The organism is Streptomyces sp. NPDC020742 (assembly GCF_040641675.1).
Taxonomy (GTDB): Bacteria; Actinomycetota; Actinomycetes; order Streptomycetales; family Streptomycetaceae; genus Streptomyces.
The window spans coordinates 124,552-139,952 of record NZ_JBFAEA010000008.1; the positions used below are offsets into that span (position 1 = coordinate 124,552).

General features: G+C 71.4%; 15 protein-coding genes. 7 read left to right on the forward strand and 8 right to left on the reverse strand.

Going from position 1 to position 15,401, the window contains the following annotated elements; all coding sequences use genetic code 11:
* Nucleotides 1–58: 58 nt before the first annotated feature.
* Both AB0G84_RS16815 and AB0G84_RS16820 read right to left on the reverse strand, forming a co-directional pair.
* A complete protein-coding gene (locus tag AB0G84_RS16815; protein ID WP_361320772.1) occupies nucleotides 59–649 on the reverse strand; it encodes a TetR/AcrR family transcriptional regulator in 591 nt (196 codons plus the stop codon).
* Between the two features lie 2 nt (nucleotides 650–651).
* The gene (locus tag AB0G84_RS16820; RefSeq protein ID WP_361320774.1) at nucleotides 652–2,172 is read right to left on the reverse strand and encodes a 3-hydroxyacyl-CoA dehydrogenase; all 1,521 of its coding nucleotides are present in this window, start codon (nucleotides 2,170–2,172) and stop codon (nucleotides 652–654) included.
* Between the two features lie 148 nt (nucleotides 2,173–2,320).
* Between AB0G84_RS16820 and paaN the strand changes: the two genes are divergently transcribed.
* Nucleotides 2,321–4,003, forward strand: coding sequence for a phenylacetic acid degradation protein PaaN (gene paaN / locus AB0G84_RS16825; RefSeq protein ID WP_361320776.1), 1,683 nt, complete (start codon nucleotides 2,321–2,323; stop codon nucleotides 4,001–4,003).
* A 90-nt stretch (nucleotides 4,004–4,093) separates the two neighbouring features.
* Here paaN and AB0G84_RS16830 read toward each other — a convergent pair whose 3' ends face one another.
* The 3 genes from AB0G84_RS16830 to AB0G84_RS16840 all read right to left on the reverse strand — a co-directional run bounded on the left by AB0G84_RS16830 (nucleotide 4,094) and on the right by AB0G84_RS16840 (nucleotide 6,878).
* Nucleotides 4,094–4,771, reverse strand: coding sequence for a TrmH family RNA methyltransferase (locus AB0G84_RS16830; protein WP_361320778.1), 678 nt, complete (start codon nucleotides 4,769–4,771; stop codon nucleotides 4,094–4,096).
* Nucleotides 4,768–6,009, reverse strand: a complete 1,242-nt coding sequence (locus AB0G84_RS16835) for an HTTM domain-containing protein (RefSeq protein ID WP_361321061.1) — start codon at nucleotides 6,007–6,009, stop codon at nucleotides 4,768–4,770. Before AB0G84_RS16835 ends, AB0G84_RS16830 begins: the two co-directional genes overlap by 4 nt.
* Before the next feature lie 197 nt (nucleotides 6,010–6,206).
* Nucleotides 6,207–6,878, reverse strand: coding sequence for a DUF5819 family protein (locus tag AB0G84_RS16840; RefSeq protein WP_361320780.1), 672 nt, complete (start codon nucleotides 6,876–6,878; stop codon nucleotides 6,207–6,209).
* Between the two features lie 167 nt (nucleotides 6,879–7,045).
* On the opposite strand from AB0G84_RS16840, the gene paaA reads away from it, so the two are divergent.
* The 6 genes from paaA (at nucleotide 7,046) to AB0G84_RS16870 (ending at nucleotide 11,934) form a co-directional block, all read left to right on the forward strand.
* Nucleotides 7,046–7,996: a 1,2-phenylacetyl-CoA epoxidase subunit PaaA gene (gene paaA / locus AB0G84_RS16845; RefSeq protein ID WP_361320782.1), complete on the forward strand. Its 951-nt coding sequence runs from the start codon at nucleotides 7,046–7,048 to the stop codon at nucleotides 7,994–7,996.
* A complete protein-coding gene (gene paaB, locus AB0G84_RS16850; protein ID WP_361320784.1) occupies nucleotides 7,993–8,331 on the forward strand; it encodes a 1,2-phenylacetyl-CoA epoxidase subunit PaaB in 339 nt (112 codons plus the stop codon). Before paaA ends, paaB begins: the two co-directional genes overlap by 4 nt.
* Complete coding sequence (paaC, locus tag AB0G84_RS16855; RefSeq protein ID WP_361320786.1) at nucleotides 8,328–9,047, forward strand: 1,2-phenylacetyl-CoA epoxidase subunit PaaC; 720 nt, start codon at nucleotides 8,328–8,330, stop codon at nucleotides 9,045–9,047. The genes paaB and paaC overlap by 4 nt, the downstream gene beginning before the upstream one ends.
* Entirely contained in the window at nucleotides 9,041–9,538 is a 498-nt protein-coding gene (gene paaD / locus AB0G84_RS16860) for a 1,2-phenylacetyl-CoA epoxidase subunit PaaD (RefSeq protein WP_361320788.1), read from the forward strand. Before paaC ends, paaD begins: the two co-directional genes overlap by 7 nt.
* A complete protein-coding gene (locus tag AB0G84_RS16865; RefSeq protein ID WP_361320790.1) occupies nucleotides 9,538–10,581 on the forward strand; it encodes a 2Fe-2S iron-sulfur cluster-binding protein in 1,044 nt (347 codons plus the stop codon). Before paaD ends, AB0G84_RS16865 begins: the two co-directional genes overlap by 1 nt.
* A 219-nt stretch (nucleotides 10,582–10,800) precedes the next feature.
* Nucleotides 10,801–11,934, forward strand: coding sequence for an acyl-CoA dehydrogenase family protein (locus AB0G84_RS16870; RefSeq protein WP_361320792.1), 1,134 nt, complete (start codon nucleotides 10,801–10,803; stop codon nucleotides 11,932–11,934).
* A 170-nt stretch (nucleotides 11,935–12,104) separates the two neighbouring features.
* Here the strand turns inward: AB0G84_RS16870 and AB0G84_RS16875 are convergent, their stop codons facing one another.
* From AB0G84_RS16875 to AB0G84_RS16885, 3 genes are all read right to left on the reverse strand, one after another.
* Nucleotides 12,105–12,449 (reverse strand): rhodanese-like domain-containing protein, encoded by a 345-nt coding sequence (locus AB0G84_RS16875; protein WP_361320794.1) that lies wholly within the window; start codon nucleotides 12,447–12,449, stop codon nucleotides 12,105–12,107.
* A gap of 19 nt (nucleotides 12,450–12,468) precedes the next feature.
* Entirely contained in the window at nucleotides 12,469–13,554 is a 1,086-nt protein-coding gene (locus AB0G84_RS16880; protein WP_361320796.1) for a J domain-containing protein, read from the reverse strand.
* 282 nt (nucleotides 13,555–13,836) lie between these two features.
* Nucleotides 13,837–15,321: a DUF2252 domain-containing protein gene (locus AB0G84_RS16885; protein ID WP_361320798.1), complete on the reverse strand. Its 1,485-nt coding sequence runs from the start codon at nucleotides 15,319–15,321 to the stop codon at nucleotides 13,837–13,839.
* Nucleotides 15,322–15,401 lie beyond the last annotated feature (80 nt).

Sequence of the window (15,401 nt, forward strand, 5' to 3'; positions counted from 1 at the left end):
TCTGAGGCCTGTGGGGTCCGTGGGGCCCTGCCCGCCCCTCCCTCCGAGAGACCGCCCCTCAGACCTTGCGCAGTCCCGCGAACGCCGTCCGTACGACGGCCTCGGCGACCTCGTCGCGGCTCGCCGCGCCACCACGGCCCGGCCGGTACCACTCCACGATGGAGTTGATCATTCCGAAGAGCAGTCGGGTGGCCAGCCGGATGTCCACGTCGTCGCGCAGATCCCCATCTGCGGCGGCCTGCTTGAGCAGATCGGCCACCTCGTGGTCGAACTCCCGGCGGCGCTCCATGGCCCACCGCTCGGTGTCCGTGTTTCCGCGGACCCTCAACAGCAGCGTCACATAGGGGAGTTCATCCATCAGCACCTCAGCCACGCGCCGGGTGACGTACTCCAGCCGCTCGATGGCCCGCCCCTGGAGGGCCGCCGGCTCCGCCAGGACGCCGAACAGGCCGTCCAGTGACCGGCTTATCGCCCGGTGCAGCAGCTCTTCCTTGCTGCGCACATGGTGGTAGATCGAGGACTTCGAGATGCCGGCCGCCTTGGAGAGGTGCTCCATGGACGTGCCGTCGTAGCCGCGCTCGTTGAACACCTGGACGGCGACCGCGAGCAGCGAATCGGGCGTGTAGGTGTCGCGCTTGGCCATGGTCATGATTAGAGCACCCATTCCTCGAGGTCCGCACGGCGCCGGAGCGCCCAGCAGGGTACATACCGCTGGCCGACGCCCATGTGCCCCAGCGAATCCAGCAGGCCCCACACCCAGTGGGCACCCAGTCGCTCGAGCCACTCCATCGGGCCGCCGGGGTAGTTCACGCCCAACCGCATGGCCGTGTCGATGTCCTCGGGGGACGCCACCCCGCGGGCCGCCGCGTCCACGGCGACATCGATGATCATCGCGATCGTCCGGGCCACGATCATCCCAGGTACGTCCTCGATCACGCTGACCTGCTTGCCCAGCGCCTGGAACAGCCCGATGGCCTCCGACAGGTCCTCCTCGGAGCAGGCCGCCGAAGAGGCGAGGGCGATCCGTGTGGCGGCCCGGTAGTCGAGCGAGAGGTCGAAGCGGATGCACCTGCCGTGGGCCCCGCTCGTCGCCGGACGGCCGTCGGTCAGCGCCAGGCACGCGCCGCCCGGCAGCCTGATGCACCCCTGCGGCTCCCCTGGCGTGCGGTCGCGGGAGACCTTGATCCCCGCCTCCTCGATCAGCTGCGGTAGCTCTGCCGCGGGGCCGGGGAGCTCGGCGTGCACGACCACCGCCTCCGGGGCGGGCCGGGGCGCCTCGGTCCGCGGCTCGGGCCGACGGGCGCCCTCCGCGTAGTCGAACCATCCGCGCCCCGTCTTGCGGCCGTGCAGACCCGACTCGACCAGCCGGCGCTGCGCCAGCGAGGGGGTGAACTTCGGGTCCTGGAAGAAGGCCTGCCACACGGAGTGCGTGACCGCCTCGTTCACGTCCTGTCCGATGAGGTCGGTCAGTTCGAAGGGGCCCATCTTGAAGCCGGCACCGTCGCGCAGCAGCGCATCGAGGGTCGCCGGGTCGGCGGTCCGCTCCTCGTAGGCGCGCAGCGCCTCGGCGTAGAAGGGGCGGGCGATGCGGTTGACGAGGAAACCTGGGGTGTCGGTACAGCGCACCGGCGTCTTGCCCCAGGCAGCCGCGGTGTCGTACGCGGTGGTGGCGGCCGCCTCATCGGTGGCGAAGCCGCTGACCACCTCGACCAGGGGAAGCAACGGGGCGGGGTTGAAGAAGTGCAGGCCCACGCAGCGGCCGGGGTGGCGCAGCCGGCCGGCGACCGCGGTCACCGACAGCGAGGAGGTGTTGGTGGCCAGCAGGCAGTCGGCCGCCACGATGTCCTCCAGGGCCGCGAACAGCTCCTGTTTGGCCGGAAGTTGCTCCAGAATCGCCTCGATGACGACCGCTGCGTCGGCGAGTTCTGCGAGATCGGCGGCGGGGGAGAGGCGCTCACGGGCGGCGTCCCGTTCGGCCGCCGCGATCCGGCCCTTCTCCACCAGCCGGTCCAGCCGGCCGACGATCGCCCCTGCCGCCTGCTCGGCGCGCCCCGGGGCGGTGTCGTAGAGCCGCACGCGATGGCCGGCGACCAGGGCCACCTGCGCGATGCCCTGTCCCATGGTGCCCGTGCCGACCACTGCCACGGTGCTGCTGGTCCCGATAGCCGTCATGCCAGCTGATCCTCCCCGACCGACTTTTCCACAGGCCGGTCGGGCCCTCTTGCCCCGACCGATCGTTCGGTTACTCTAACTCCGTTGACCTGTCCGCTCCCAGCCCTTCATCCACCCTCCGCCCAGCTCGACGAGGAGTTGGTCATCGATGGCCGCCGAAATGACCGCAGCGCAGTTGATCGAGAAGCACCGCCCGACTCTCGACCAGGCGCTGGAGGCGATCCGCACCCGCGCGTACTGGTCCCCGCACCCGGAGCACCCCAAGGCGTACGGCGAGAGCGCCGCGCCCGACGGCCTGGCCGCCTTCGAGGCACTGCGCGGCAAGCGGTTCGAGCTCGACCAGCCCGGCACCGACGACTGGGCGGGCGAAGAAGTCTCGCCGTACGGTCCGGAGTTGGGCATCAGTTATCCGCACCCCGACGTGGACGTGCTGCTGCCGGCGATGCGCTCGGCGATGCCCGCCTGGCGGGACGCGGGTCCGGAGACCCGCGCGGCGGTGTGTCTGGAGATCCTCGCCCGGATCAGCGCGCGCACCCATGAGTTCGCCCAGGCCGTGATGCACACCAGCGGGCAGGCCTTCATGATGGCGTTCCAGGCGGGCGGCCCGCACGCCCAGGACCGCGGCCTGGAGGCGGTGGCGTACGCCTACGCCGAGCAGACCCGCACCCCCCAGCGGGCGGCGTGGTCCAAGCCGCAGGGCAAGCGCGACCCGCTGGAGCTGTCCAAGGGCTTCACGGCCGTGCCGCGCGGTGTGGCCCTGATGATCGGCTGTAACACCTTCCCGACCTGGAATGGCTACCCGGGCCTGTTCGCCTCTCTGGCCACCGGCAATCCGGTGCTGGTCAAGCCGCATCCGCGGGCCGTGCTGCCGCTGGCGCTGACCGTCAAGGTGGCCCGCGAGGTGCTCGACGACGCCGGTTTCCCCGCCGACCTGGTGTGCCTGGCCGTGGACCGGCCCGGCGAGGGGCTGGCCAAGGCGCTGGCCGTCCGCCCCGAGGTCCGGATCATCGACTACACCGGATCGACCGCCTTCGGCGACTGGCTGGAGGAGCACGCCCGGCAGGCGCAGGTCTACACGGAGAAGGCCGGCGTCAACACCGTGGTCATCGAGTCGACCGATGACTACAAGGGCATGCTCGGCAACCTCGCCTTCTCGCTGTCGCTCTACAGCGGCCAGATGTGCACTACCCCGCAGAACCTGCTGATCCCCCGCGGGGGCATCACCACCGACGCCGGCCCCAAGACGTACGACGAGGTCGTCAGCGATCTGGCGGGCGCGGTCAACGGCCTGCTGGGCGATGACGCACGGGCCAACGCCCTGCTGGGCGCGATCGTCAATCCGCAGGTCAGGGAGCGGATCGATACCGCCGCCGGACTGGGCGAGGTGGCGCTGGCCTCCCGCGAGGTGGCCAACCCCGACTTCCCCGGGGCCACGGTCCGCACGCCGGTGATCGTCAAGCTGGACGGGGCCAAGCCGGACTCCGAGGCGGCGTACCTGTCGGAGTGCTTCGGGCCGGTGTCGTTCGCGGTGGCGGTCGATTCGGCCGCCGACGCGGTGGACCTGCTGCGCCGCACGGTCCGCGAGAAGGGCGCCATGACGGTCGGCGCCTACACCACCTCGGCCGAGGTCGAGCAGCTGGTGGAGGAGGCCTGCCTGGAGGAGTGCGCCCAGCTGTCGCTGAACCTGACCGGCGGGGTCTATGTGAACCAGACCGCGGCGTTCTCGGACTTCCACGGCTCCGGCGGCAACCCGGCGGCCAATGCGGTGTTGTGCGACAGCGCGTTCGTGGCGAACCGCTTCCGCACGGTGGAGGTGCGGCGACCGGCCTGACCGGAGCACCGGCCGGGTCCGGGAGCCACCCCCGGGCCCGCCCTCGCCGGGCCGGCGGCGGACCCGGTCGCCGGCCGGCGACCGACTCCGTCAGCCGGCGTCCGGCCGCCCGTCGATCCGGGCATGGCGGCCGATCCAGGCGTGCATGGCAATGGCGGCCGCCGCCCCCGCATTGATTGAGCGGGTCGAGCCGAACTGTGCGATCGAGCAGACCAGCGAGGCGTGGCGGCGCGCCTCCTCGGTCAGCCCCGGCCCCTCCTGCCCGAAGAGCAGCACGCAGCGACGCGGCAGCTCGGTGGCCTCCAGCGGCACGGCTCCGGGGAGGTTGTCGATCCCGATGATCGGCAACCCCTCGGCCACCGCCCAGGCGGTGAGGTCCGCGGTGTCCGGGTGGTGGCGGACGTGCTGGTAGCGGTCGGTCACCATCGCGCCGCGGCGGTTCCACCGGCGCTGCCCGACGATATGGACCTCCTTGGCCAGGAACGCATTCGCGGTCCGTACCACCGAGCCGATGTTGAAGTCATGGCCCCAGTTCTCCACCGCCACATGGAAGTCATGGCGCTGGGTGTCGAGGTCCGCGACGATCGCCTCACGCGTCCAGTAGCGGTAGCGGTCGACGACATTGCGGCGATCGCCGTGCGCGAGCAGCTCGGGGTCGTAGCGGTCGTCCTGCGGCCAGGGCTCCGGGTGCGGGCCGACGCCGATCTGGCCCCCGTATCCGTCGTCGTACTGCAAGGGCTCGGCGGGGGCGGTCTTCTCGCTGCTCACCCCACGAGCGTATGGCCACCGCCGCCGTGCTCCGTACGTGCCTCCGGCGCTCCGCCCTCGGGCCCGCCGCCGGACACAGCCGCCTCCGGCCGCCGGAACATGCGCTCGCGCAGGCCGGAGAGACGACCGGAGAGCCAGGTCAGGGCGTTGGTGGGCAGGAAGACCGCATCCGCCGCGATCATCGCGAGCGAGAAGAACGGCAGCCCCAGCAGGAACGCGATCGAGAGGTGCTCACAGATCATCGCGACCAGTAGCACGTTCTTCAGCCGGCGGTTGAAGAGGGTGAACGGGAAGGCGACCTGCACGATCACCGTGCCGTAGGTCACCAGCATGATCACGATGCCGTTGCTGCCCAACAGCTGGGAGAGCGCCGGCCAGGGCGAGAAGTAGTCCAGGTGCATCGGGTAGAACACCGCGGTGCCGTCCTGCCAGCGGCTTCCCTGGATCTTGTACCAACCGGCGGTGGCGTAGATCAGACAGACCTCGACCATGATCACCAGCAGCGCGCCGTTGTGGGCGAGCTTGGCGAGGGTGTCCAGGACGATCCGCGGCTCACCGGGGGCGTACCGCTGCACCGCCCACCACACGGCGTGCGTCGCCCACAGCCCCCACAGCACCAGGCTCCAGCCGAGGTGCGGGAACGGGCCGTGTCCGAACCAGGTCAGGCCATGGGCCCCGCTCAGCTGGGCGGCGGCCAGGCAGAGCCCCAGCACGGCCCACAGCACGATGCCGGTCAGATCGCGGGTGGGTGCGGTGCCCCCGCCGGACCCGGCCTTCCGGGCACGGCGCGCGTCGAGCGACCAGACCTGACCGCACCGAGTCAGCACGAGGTACATCGACATCAGGTGGATGACGTTGTCGCCGCCGTCCCCTATGAAGATGCTGCGGTTCTGCAGCGAGATCACGCCGAGCATGAAGAGCACCGACATGGTGCGGGTGCGCCAGCCGAGCATCAGCGCCGCGCTGGCGGCGATGGCCACCAGGTAGACGATCTCGAACCAGCCGCGGCCGTCGGACCAGAGCAGTGCGGAGAAGGCGTGGTTGGCGTCCAGGAGGCGGCGCGCCATGTCCAGGCTCCAGGGGCCGTCGGGCCCGTAGAGCGCATGGCGGTTCGGCCACTCGCGCAGCAGGAACAGCAGCCAGGTCGCCGCGAAGCCGATCCGGATCACGGCGGTCTGGTAGGGAGCCAGCGCCCGGCCGGTGGCGCGCGCAAAGACCCGCCCTATGGCGCGCTCGATGCGGGTCTCCTCATATGGGGCGACGGGGCCGGCGGCAGACGCGTGGGGAGCCTGGGCCTCGCCGGCTTCCTGGGGCGACTGGAGGCTCGGGGGCTGCTGGGCTGCCTGCGCCTGTGGTGGCACCTCGGCCGGCTCCGTGGTGCCCGGGGACCGAGGTGCGCTCTGCGGCTGGTGCGGCTGCTGGGGCGTCGGTGACGTCACTGGATCTTCGCCCCCTCGGGCAGGTCGTTTGCGGTGACCTGCCACCAGGGCAGCACGCGGTACACGGGCCGGTTGCTGATCTTCTCGGTGCTCCACGGGGGCGGCACGACCGGTGTGGTCTGCGAACGGACCTGGACCTGCTCGATCCGGCCGCCGTCCCTGACCCACTCCCCGCTCATCCGGGCCATCACGATCCGTCGGATATAGCGCTCGGACAGCTCACCGCGCGGGCCGATGGGGCGGTTCTGCGGCGTGTGGGTGTTCACGACGAGCTCCCAGCCGCGGCGCAGCTGGTTCTGCTGGGTGTGGCTGGGCAGCGGGTTGTGGAGTATGGCCCGGCCGTCGCGGGCGGTCAGGTCGGTCCAGCCGGTGGTGCGGGTGGTGCCGTCCGCGCCGCGCATCTGGGCGCGGGCCTGGACGGCGATGTTCTGCTGGAGCGGGTTGGGCGCGAACAGCTTCCAGTTCTGCTCGTACTCGGGATACACGTAATCGCTGATCAGCGCGCCCTGCTGCTTGCTGAGCGTGTTCGACGGCGCGACGTGCAGGAACATCATCGCGACATGGATCGCGACGACCACCGCGACGGCGCAGGCCGCCGCTCCTATGACGATCCGCGCGGGCAGCGAGAGCGCGGCCAGTGGCCGCGTTTCGTCCCCGTATGACTGCATTCCCGCCCCGTTCCCAGAATCCATGCGGTCAACTCCGCTCCGGAACCGTACCTATGTGGCTGCACCCGGCACACCCTCCCCCGCGTTATCCACAGGCTTGACACCCGCGGCCCACCCACTCACCATTGAACCGAACGATCGGTCGGTCGGGAGCGAGGGGGCACCACATGACGACGATCGCGCCGGAGGAGGCGACTCGCGAGGCGGTGTTCGACGCCACGGTGGCGGCGGAGGAGCGCATCGAACCGCGGGACTGGATGCCGGATGCCTACCGCTCGACGCTGGTACGCCAGATAGCGCAGCACGCACACTCCGAGATCATCGGCATGCAGCCGGAGGGCAACTGGATCACCCGCGCGCCCTCCCTGCGCCGCAAGGCGATCCTGCTGGCCAAGGTGCAGGACGAGGCCGGTCACGGGCTGTACCTCTACAGCGCCGCCGAGACCCTGGGCACCAGCCGCGAGGAGCTGCTCGACAAGCTCCACTCCGGCCGTCAGAAGTACTCCTCGATCTTCAACTACCCCACGCTGACCTGGGCCGATGTCGGTGCCATCGGCTGGCTGGTGGACGGCGCCGCAATCACGAACCAGGTCCCGCTGTGCCGGTGCTCATACGGCCCCTACGCCCGCGCGATGGTCCGGATCTGCAAGGAGGAGTCCTTCCACCAGCGCCAGGGCTACGAGCTGCTGCTGCACCTCAGCCGCGGCACCCGGGCCCAGCACGAGATGGCGCAGGACGCGGTGGACCGCTGGTGGTGGCCCTCCCTGATGATGTTCGGCCCGCCGGACGACGAGTCGTCGCACTCCGCGCAGTCCATGGCCTGGAAGATCAAGCGGCACTCCAACGACGAGCTGCGCCAGCGCTTCGTGGACATCTGCGTCCCCCAGGCCGAGGCCCTCGGGCTCACCCTCCCCGACCCGGACCTGAGCTGGAACGAGGAGCGCGGCCACTGGGACTTCGGCCCGATCGACTGGAACGAGTTCCGCGAGGTGCTCAAGGGCAACGGCCCCTGCAACGACGAGCGGATCGGCCGCCGCCGGCGGGCTCATGAGGAAGGCGCCTGGGTGCGCGAGGCAGCCGCCGCCCACGCGGCGAAGCACGGGAAGGGCGTCCGATGACGACACCGCACCGCACCGAAGGCACCACGGCCGCGCAGGACGCGGTCGCCGGGCCGGCGGACTGGCCACTGTGGGAGGTGTTCGTCCGCAGCCGGCGCGGCCTGTCCCACACCCACGCCGGCAGCCTGCACGCCCCGGACGCCGCCATGGCGCTGCGCAACGCCCGCGATCTGTACACCCGCCGCTCGGAAGGCGTCTCCATCTGGGTGGTGCCCTCCGCCCAGGTCACCGCCTCCTCACCGGACGAGAAGGACAGTTTCTTCGAGCCGGCCGGCGACAAGCCCTACCGCCACCCGACCTTCTACGAGATCCCGGAGGGGGTGCACCACCTGTGACCGACGTCCTCACCACCCCGGCCCTCGCCCTCGGGGACGACGCGCTGATCCTCTCCCACCGGCTGGGCGAGTGGGTGGGGCACGCCCCCGTCCTGGAGGAGGAGGTCGCGCTCGCCAATATCGCGCTGGACCTGCTCGGCCAGGCCCGGGTCCTGCTCTCCCTGGCCGGTGACGAGGACGAGCTGGCGTACCTGCGCGAGGAGCGGCAGTTCCGCAACCTCCAGCTCGTCGAGCAGCCCAACGGCGACTTCGCCCACACCATCGCCCGCCAGCTCTACTTCTCCACCTACCAGGAGCTGCTCTACGAGCACCTCGCCTCCGGGGAGAGCGAGGTGGCGCCGCTGGCCGCGAAGGCCGTCAAGGAGATCGCCTACCACCGCGACCACGCCGAGCAGTGGACGGTGCGGCTGGGCGACGGCACCGACGAGAGCCACCGCCGGATGCAGGACGCCCTGGACGCCCTCTGGCGCTTCACCGGCGAGCTGTTCGAGCCGGTGGAAGGGCTGGCAGGGGTGCCGTGGGCCACCCTCCACGACGCCTGGACGGCCCGGATCACCGCCACCCTCGACCAGGCCACCCTCACCGTCCCCGACGGCCCACGGCGCGGCGGCTGGACGGCCGGCGCGGGCCGACAGGGCCTGCACACCGAGCCGTTCGGACGGCTGCTCGCCGAGATGCAGCACCTCCACCGCAGCCACCCGGGGGCGACATGGTGACCACCACCGCCCTCGAAACGGAGCTCCTGGCACTCGCCGGCTCGGTTCCGGACCCCGAACTGCCCGTCCTCACCCTCGCCGAACTCGGCGTCCTCCGTGGGGTACGCCTGACCGCCCCGGACCGCGTCGAGGTCACGCTCACACCGACGTACACCGGCTGCCCCGCCATCGAGGCGATGTCCGCCGACATAGAGCGGGTGCTGCACGACCACGGCATACCGGAGGTCGAGGTCCGTACGGTGCTCGCCCCTCCGTGGACCACCGACGCGATCACCTCCGAGGGCCGCCGGAAGCTCGCCGCCTTCGGCATCGCCCCGCCCCGCCCGACGGGACCGGCCACCGGACCGGTCACCGTCGACCTCACGCTCCGCTGCCCGCACTGCGGATCGACCGACACCACCCTGCTGAGCCGGTTCTCCTCCACCGCATGCAAGGCGCTGCGCCGCTGCGAGTCCTGCCGCGAACCCTTCGACCACTTCAAGGAGTTGTGATGTTCCACCCGCTCCGGGTCCAGGAGGTCGAGCGGCTCACGGACGACGCGGTGGCCGTCACCTTCGACGTCCCGCCCGCCCTGCGCACGACCTTCCGGCACGTCCCCGGGCAGCACATCGCACTGCGCAGAACGGTCGACGGCCAGGAGATCCGCCGTACGTACTCCATCTGCACTCCGGCCACCGACGAGCCGGTGCTCCGCGTCGGCATCCGTCTGGTCGAGGACGGCGCCTTCTCGACGTACGCCCTCAAGGAACTCGCCGTCGGCGACACGGTGGAGGTGATGGCCCCCGCCGGCCGGTTCACCCTCGCACCCCGCCCCGGCCACTTCGTGGGGATCGTAGGCGGCAGCGGCATCACCCCCGTGCTGTCCATTGCCACCACCCTGCTCGCCCAGCAGCCGGACGCCCGCTTCTGTCTGATCCGCAGCGACCGCACGGCGGCCTCGACGATGTTCCTGGAGGAGGTGGCCGACCTCAAGGACCGCTTTCCCGAGCGCTTCCAGCTCATCCACGCCCTCTCCCGCGAGGAACAGCAGACCGGCCTGCCCTCCGGCCGCCTCGACGAGCCCCGGCTCCGCACACTGTTGCCCGCCCTGCTCACGACCGACGCCGTCGACGGCTGGTACCTCTGTGGCCCCTACGGTCTGGTCCAGAGCGCCGAAAGCGCCCTGCGCGCACTCGGCGTCCCCCGCGACCGCATCCACGAAGAGATCTTCCACATAGCCGACGGCGCCCCGGCCGCGCCCGCTGCCGCCACCCCCGCCCACAGCGCCGTGACCGCCACCCTCGACGGCCGCTCCGGCACCTGGCCGGTCCAGGACGGTGAACCGCTGCTGGAAACGGTGCTCCGCAACCGCGCGGACGCCCCGTACGCCTGCAAGGGCGGCGTCTGCGGCACCTGCCGGGCCTTCCTGGTCTCCGGCAAGGTCCGCATGGACCGGAACTTCGCCCTGGAGTCCGACGAGGTCGACGCCGGCTACGTCCTGGCCTGCCAGTCCCATCCGGTCACCGAGAAGGTGGAGCTGGACTTCGATCGATGAGGGACGGTGCGCCAGGGCCGGAGCCCCAAGGGCACGACGACGCCGCCCACCTCCCTCCGCCGGCCCCGGCACGCCACCCCACCGCCCCGGCCGGCCTGATCCGTGCCGCCTTTGCCCACCGCCACCATTCCCAATTCCTGGAACCTGTTCTACCTTGACGCTTCGTCAGATCTCCTTCGTCAGATCTCAGGTCGAGGCGTCGCGTGGAAGGACGGACCAGTGGACTTCACCTTCACCGAGGAGCAGCAGGCCGCTGTCGAAGCGGCGCAGGCCGTCTTCTCCGGCATCGCCCCGGACAGCGTCCCCAGCCCCGCACTCCTCCCGGGAGCCGTCGCCGACGATTTCGACCGCGCCCTGTGGCACCGGCTCGCCGACGCCGATCTGCTGGGTCTGCCGATCACACCCGAGCACGGCGGCGCAGGCCTGGACCCCCTCGCACTCTGCCTCGTACTGCGGGAGTCCGCCAAGGTCCTGGCACGGGTGCCGCTGTTGGAGTCCGGTGCCGCGGCGCTGACCCTTCAGAAGTACGCGGCCGACGGACTGCGTACGGAGGTACTGCCACAGGTCGCCACCGGGGACCTCGTCGTGACCGCCGCTGCGGCCGGGCGCACCGGGCACGAACCGGCGGAACGCGCTGTGGAAGCCCGACAGGACGGCACCGACTGGATCCTCAACGGCCTCCAGACCGCGGTCCCCTGGGGCGGGGCCGCGGACCGGATCCTGCTACCCGCCCACACCGCCGACGGCCACGCCGTACTCGCCCTCGTCCCGCGTACCCACCCCGGCGTCACACTCGCCGATCAGGTCTCCACCAACGGCGAGCGCCTCGCCGAGGTCGGGCTGGACGGCGTACGCCTCGACGACCGGGAAGTGATCACCGACCCCGCTGCCTGGGAGCTACTGCGCCACCTGCTGACCGTCGGCACCTGCGCGCTCGCCCTGGGCCTGGGCGAACAGGTCCTCACGATGACCAGCGATTACACCAGCAAGCGCGAACAGTTCGGGCACCCGGTGGCCACCTTCCAGGCGGTCGCGGTCCAGGCCGCCGACCGCTTCATCGACCTGCGCGCCATGGAAGCCACGCTCTGGCAGGCCGCCTGGCGCCTCACCACCGACGCCGCCGGCCCGCTGCCGCCCGCCGGCGACGTCGCGGTCGCCAAGATCTGGGCCTCCGAGGGCGTCCGCCGCGTCGTCCAGACCGCCCAGCACCTGCACGGCGGCTTCGGCGCCGACACCGACTACCCGCTGCACCGCTACCACGCCTGGGCCAAGCAGCTCGAACTCTCCCTCGGCCCCGCCGCCGCCCACGAGGAGGCCCTCGGCGACCTGCTGGCGGCTCATCCACTGGGGTGAGAACGAGGTATGCGGGGGACGGCGTGCGGTGTGGTGTGCGTGGGGTACGGCGCGCGTGGAGCTCGGCTGGTTCGCGGGCGGAGCCTCACGGCTCGGCGCGCTGTGCGTGACGTACGGCGCCAGGCGGGTGCGGCGCGCCCGAGCCGCTTGGCCCGGACGCGGCCGCCCGCCTAGATCACGGTTCCCGAGCCGCCCTTGCCGTCCGATACGGGACGGCCGGCGGCCTCCCAGGCCTGCATGCCGCCCGAGACGTTCACCGCGTCGACGCCCTGCTGGATCAGGTACTGCGCCACCTGCGCCGAGCGCCCACCGACCCGGCACATCACATAGACCTTGCCGCTCTCGGGCGCCGCCTCGGTCAACTCACCGTAGCGGGCGACGAATTCACTCATCGGGATGTGCAGGGCTCCCTCGGCGTGCCCCGCCTGCCACTCGTCGTCCTCACGTACGTCCAGGAGGAAGTCGCCGGACGAGAGCGCATCGACGGCGACGGTGGGTACAGAACCAAATTGCATGGCCACGACGCTACCCGACCTACCCGACCAGCTGCGCAAGGTAGGCCTCGCGCTCGGCGACATCGGCGAGCAGCTTCTCGGCGATCTCGTCCAGCAACCTATCCGGGTCCTCCGGCGCCATCTTGATCATCGCGCCGATCGCGCTGTCCTCCAGCTCTGCGGCAACGGCGGCCAGCAACTCCTTGCGTTCGGCCAGCCACTCCAGGCGGGCGTAGAGCTCCTCGCTCTCGCTCAGCCGCTGCTCGGCCGGCGCCGGACCGGCCTCCCACTCCTGCGCCAGCTCCCGCAGGGCCGCCTCGTCACCCCGGCCGTACGCCGTGTTGACGCGCGCGATGAACGCGTCCCGGCGGGCCCGCTCCGCGTCGTCCCGCGCCAGGTCGGGGTGGGCCTTACGGACCAGGTCGCGGTAGGCCTTGCGGGCTTCCTCACTGGGCCGCACCTTCTGCGGCGGCTGCACCGGCTGCTCGGTCAGCATGGCCTGCGCCTCCGGGAACAGCCCGTCCGACCCCATCCAGCCGTGAAACAGCTCTTCCACCTGCGGCATCGGCAGCACGGCCGCCCGTGCCTCCCGCGCCTTGCGGAGGTCCTCCGGGTCGCCCGTACGCGCCGCCACCGCCTCGGCGATCTGCGCATCCAGCTCGTCCAGCCGCGCGTACATGGGGCCGAGCCGCTGGTGGTGCAGGCGGGAGAAGTTCTCCACCTCGACCCGGAACGTCTCCACGGCGATCTCGAACTCGATCAACGCCTGCTCCGCCGCCAGCACCGCCTTCGCCAGCCGCCGAGTCGCCTCGTGCTGCGCCTCGTCGTGCGGCTCGTCGTGCGGCTCGTCCTGCACCCCGGCGCCATCCCGGGACGTAGCGCTCTGGCCGGTGGCGTCCTGGCCGGTGGCGTCCTGGCCGGTCGTGGCCTGGCCGGTCGTGGCCTGGCCGGTCGTGGCCTGACGCGTCGCATCCTGGTCCGTGGTGTCCGGCCCCGTCGCGGCCTGGCGCGTGGCGTCCTGGCCCGTCGCGTCCGGGGACTGCGGATCGCCCTGGACACCCGATGTGCCCGGTACATCCGCTCCGTGCTGGCTGTCCTGCGCGTTCTCCGCGTGCGAGTTCGTCACCCGGTCAGCGTACGGCCCATAGGCGCCCCGGCCCTCGGCCGCCATTCACCGGCGGATTCCGTGCGCCCGCTCATCAGCTCATTCATCCCCTCGGCCGCTCACCGCTCACCGATCACCTGGCCCGTGAGCCAGGCCAACGCTCGCTGGGCACGCATGCACCGATGTATGCACCGGTGCATGCGCAGGCCTTCACCCGGCTCTCTCACCCCGCGCCCTTGCCTGGTCCTCCCACCCCGCGCCCTCCTCCAGGCCCTTCACGCCGCACTGCTGAAGCTTCTGCGCTCACACCCCCATCTCTGCCGCGATGTGGCCACCCTTCACGGCCTTGGTCAGCGCTGCGTGGTCGGCTTCGGTGCGGTCTGCGTAGGAGACCGCGAAGCGGGCCATCGCCTCGTCCAGCTCCTCGTTCTTGCCGCAGTAGCCGGCCACCAGGCGTGGGTCGGCGCTGTGGGCATGGGCCCGGGCCAGGAGGGCACCGGTCATCCGCGCGTAGTCGTCCAGCTGCTCGCCGGTGAGCTGCGCCGGGTCCACGCTGCCCTTGCGGTTGCGGAACTGGCGTACCTGGAAGGGAAGCCCTCCCGACAGCGCCGCCCCGGCCCCTGCCGCTGTCCCCGGCGAGGTGCCGGCGGCGGCCGGCGCTATGTCCTGCACCGTCGTCCAACCCAGCAGGATGTCGCTGACCACCTGCATCCGGCGCTGGCCGAGCACCACCCGGCGGCCCTCGTGGGTCACCGACGGAACGGGGAAGCCGGCCTTCTCGACGTACGGCGTCAGCACCGATCCGCGGGCCTCCTTCACCTGGAGCACCAACGGCTCGCCCCGGTGGTCCAGCAACAGCACCACATACGACCGCAGGCCCACACTGCCCGTGCCGACCACACGGAAGGCCACATCGTGCACCGCGTACCGAGCCAGCAGCGGCAGCCGGTCCTCGGGGAGAGTCTCCAGGTAGGCGGTGAGCGAGGAGGCCACCGCCGCTGCCTCGGCATCCGGTACCCGACGCAGCACCGGCGGGGCATCCACGAACCGGCGCCCGCCGCCCGCTGTCTGCTCCGTCGCCTTCGCTGCGAACCGCGCGCTGGTGTTCTTCCGCGCCTTGGCCGACACCTGCTCCAGCGTACCCAGCAGATCCCGTGCGTCGGTGTGCGAGACGAGTTCCTCGTCGGCGATCGCGTTCCACGCCTCGGTCACCGGCAGCTTCGCCAGCAGTCGCATGGTGCGCCGGTACGCGCCCGCGGCGTCCTGCGCCGCCGCCCGGCAGTCGTCCTCGCCGGCGCCGGCCTCCCGACCGGCCAGCACGATGGACGTGGCGAGCCGCTTCACATCCCACTCCCACGGCCCGTACACGGCCTCGTCGAAGTCATTGAGGTCGATGACAAGGCCGCCCCGGGCATCGCCGTAGAGGCCGAAGTTGGCGGCGTGCGCATCCCCGCAGATCTGCGCGCCGATGCCGGTCACCGGGGCGTCCGCCAGGTCGTACGCCATCAGGCCCGCGGAACCGCGGAGGAAGGCGAACGGGCTGGCGGCCATCCGGCCGACCCGTATCGGCGTCAACTCTGGCAGCCTCCCGGCATTGGACTCCTCGACAGCCGCCACAGCATCAGGCCTCCCGGCTTCGCACAGCAGCGCGTCCTGCTCGGAGCGGGGAAGCCGGTCACGAAGCGCCCGGCCGACGGCCTTGGGCGACGGCCCGGAAACCCCGAACGGTCCCGACGCCCCGTCCGCATCAGCCTTGGCAAACCCCGGTACGTACGGCACACGCGCCATGGCGGGCCACCTCCCCCTTCTGTCCTGCGCGGGCCGTCTCTGGCGTCGCGGGTCCTGTCACGGTTGTTGCGTTCGGCGCA

Coding starts and splice junctions, on each gene's coding strand:
- AB0G84_RS16815 (WP_361320772.1), bottom strand. CDS start 649: ATGACCATGGCCAAGCGCGACACCTACACGCCCGATTCGCTGCTCGCG.
- paaB (WP_361320784.1), top strand. CDS start 7,993: ATGACGACACCGCACCGCACCGAAGGCACCACGGCCGCGCAGGACGCG.
- AB0G84_RS16820 (WP_361320774.1), bottom strand. CDS start 2,172: ATGACGGCTATCGGGACCAGCAGCACCGTGGCAGTGGTCGGCACGGGC.
- AB0G84_RS16885 (WP_361320798.1), bottom strand. CDS start 15,321: ATGGCGCGTGTGCCGTACGTACCGGGGTTTGCCAAGGCTGATGCGGAC.
- paaD (WP_361320788.1), top strand. CDS start 9,041: ATGGTGACCACCACCGCCCTCGAAACGGAGCTCCTGGCACTCGCCGGC.
- paaA (WP_361320782.1), top strand. CDS start 7,046: ATGACGACGATCGCGCCGGAGGAGGCGACTCGCGAGGCGGTGTTCGAC.
- AB0G84_RS16840 (WP_361320780.1), bottom strand. CDS start 6,878: ATGCAGTCATACGGGGACGAAACGCGGCCACTGGCCGCGCTCTCGCTG.
- AB0G84_RS16865 (WP_361320790.1), top strand. CDS start 9,538: ATGTTCCACCCGCTCCGGGTCCAGGAGGTCGAGCGGCTCACGGACGAC.
- AB0G84_RS16875 (WP_361320794.1), bottom strand. CDS start 12,449: ATGCAATTTGGTTCTGTACCCACCGTCGCCGTCGATGCGCTCTCGTCC.
- paaN (WP_361320776.1), top strand. CDS start 2,321: ATGGCCGCCGAAATGACCGCAGCGCAGTTGATCGAGAAGCACCGCCCG.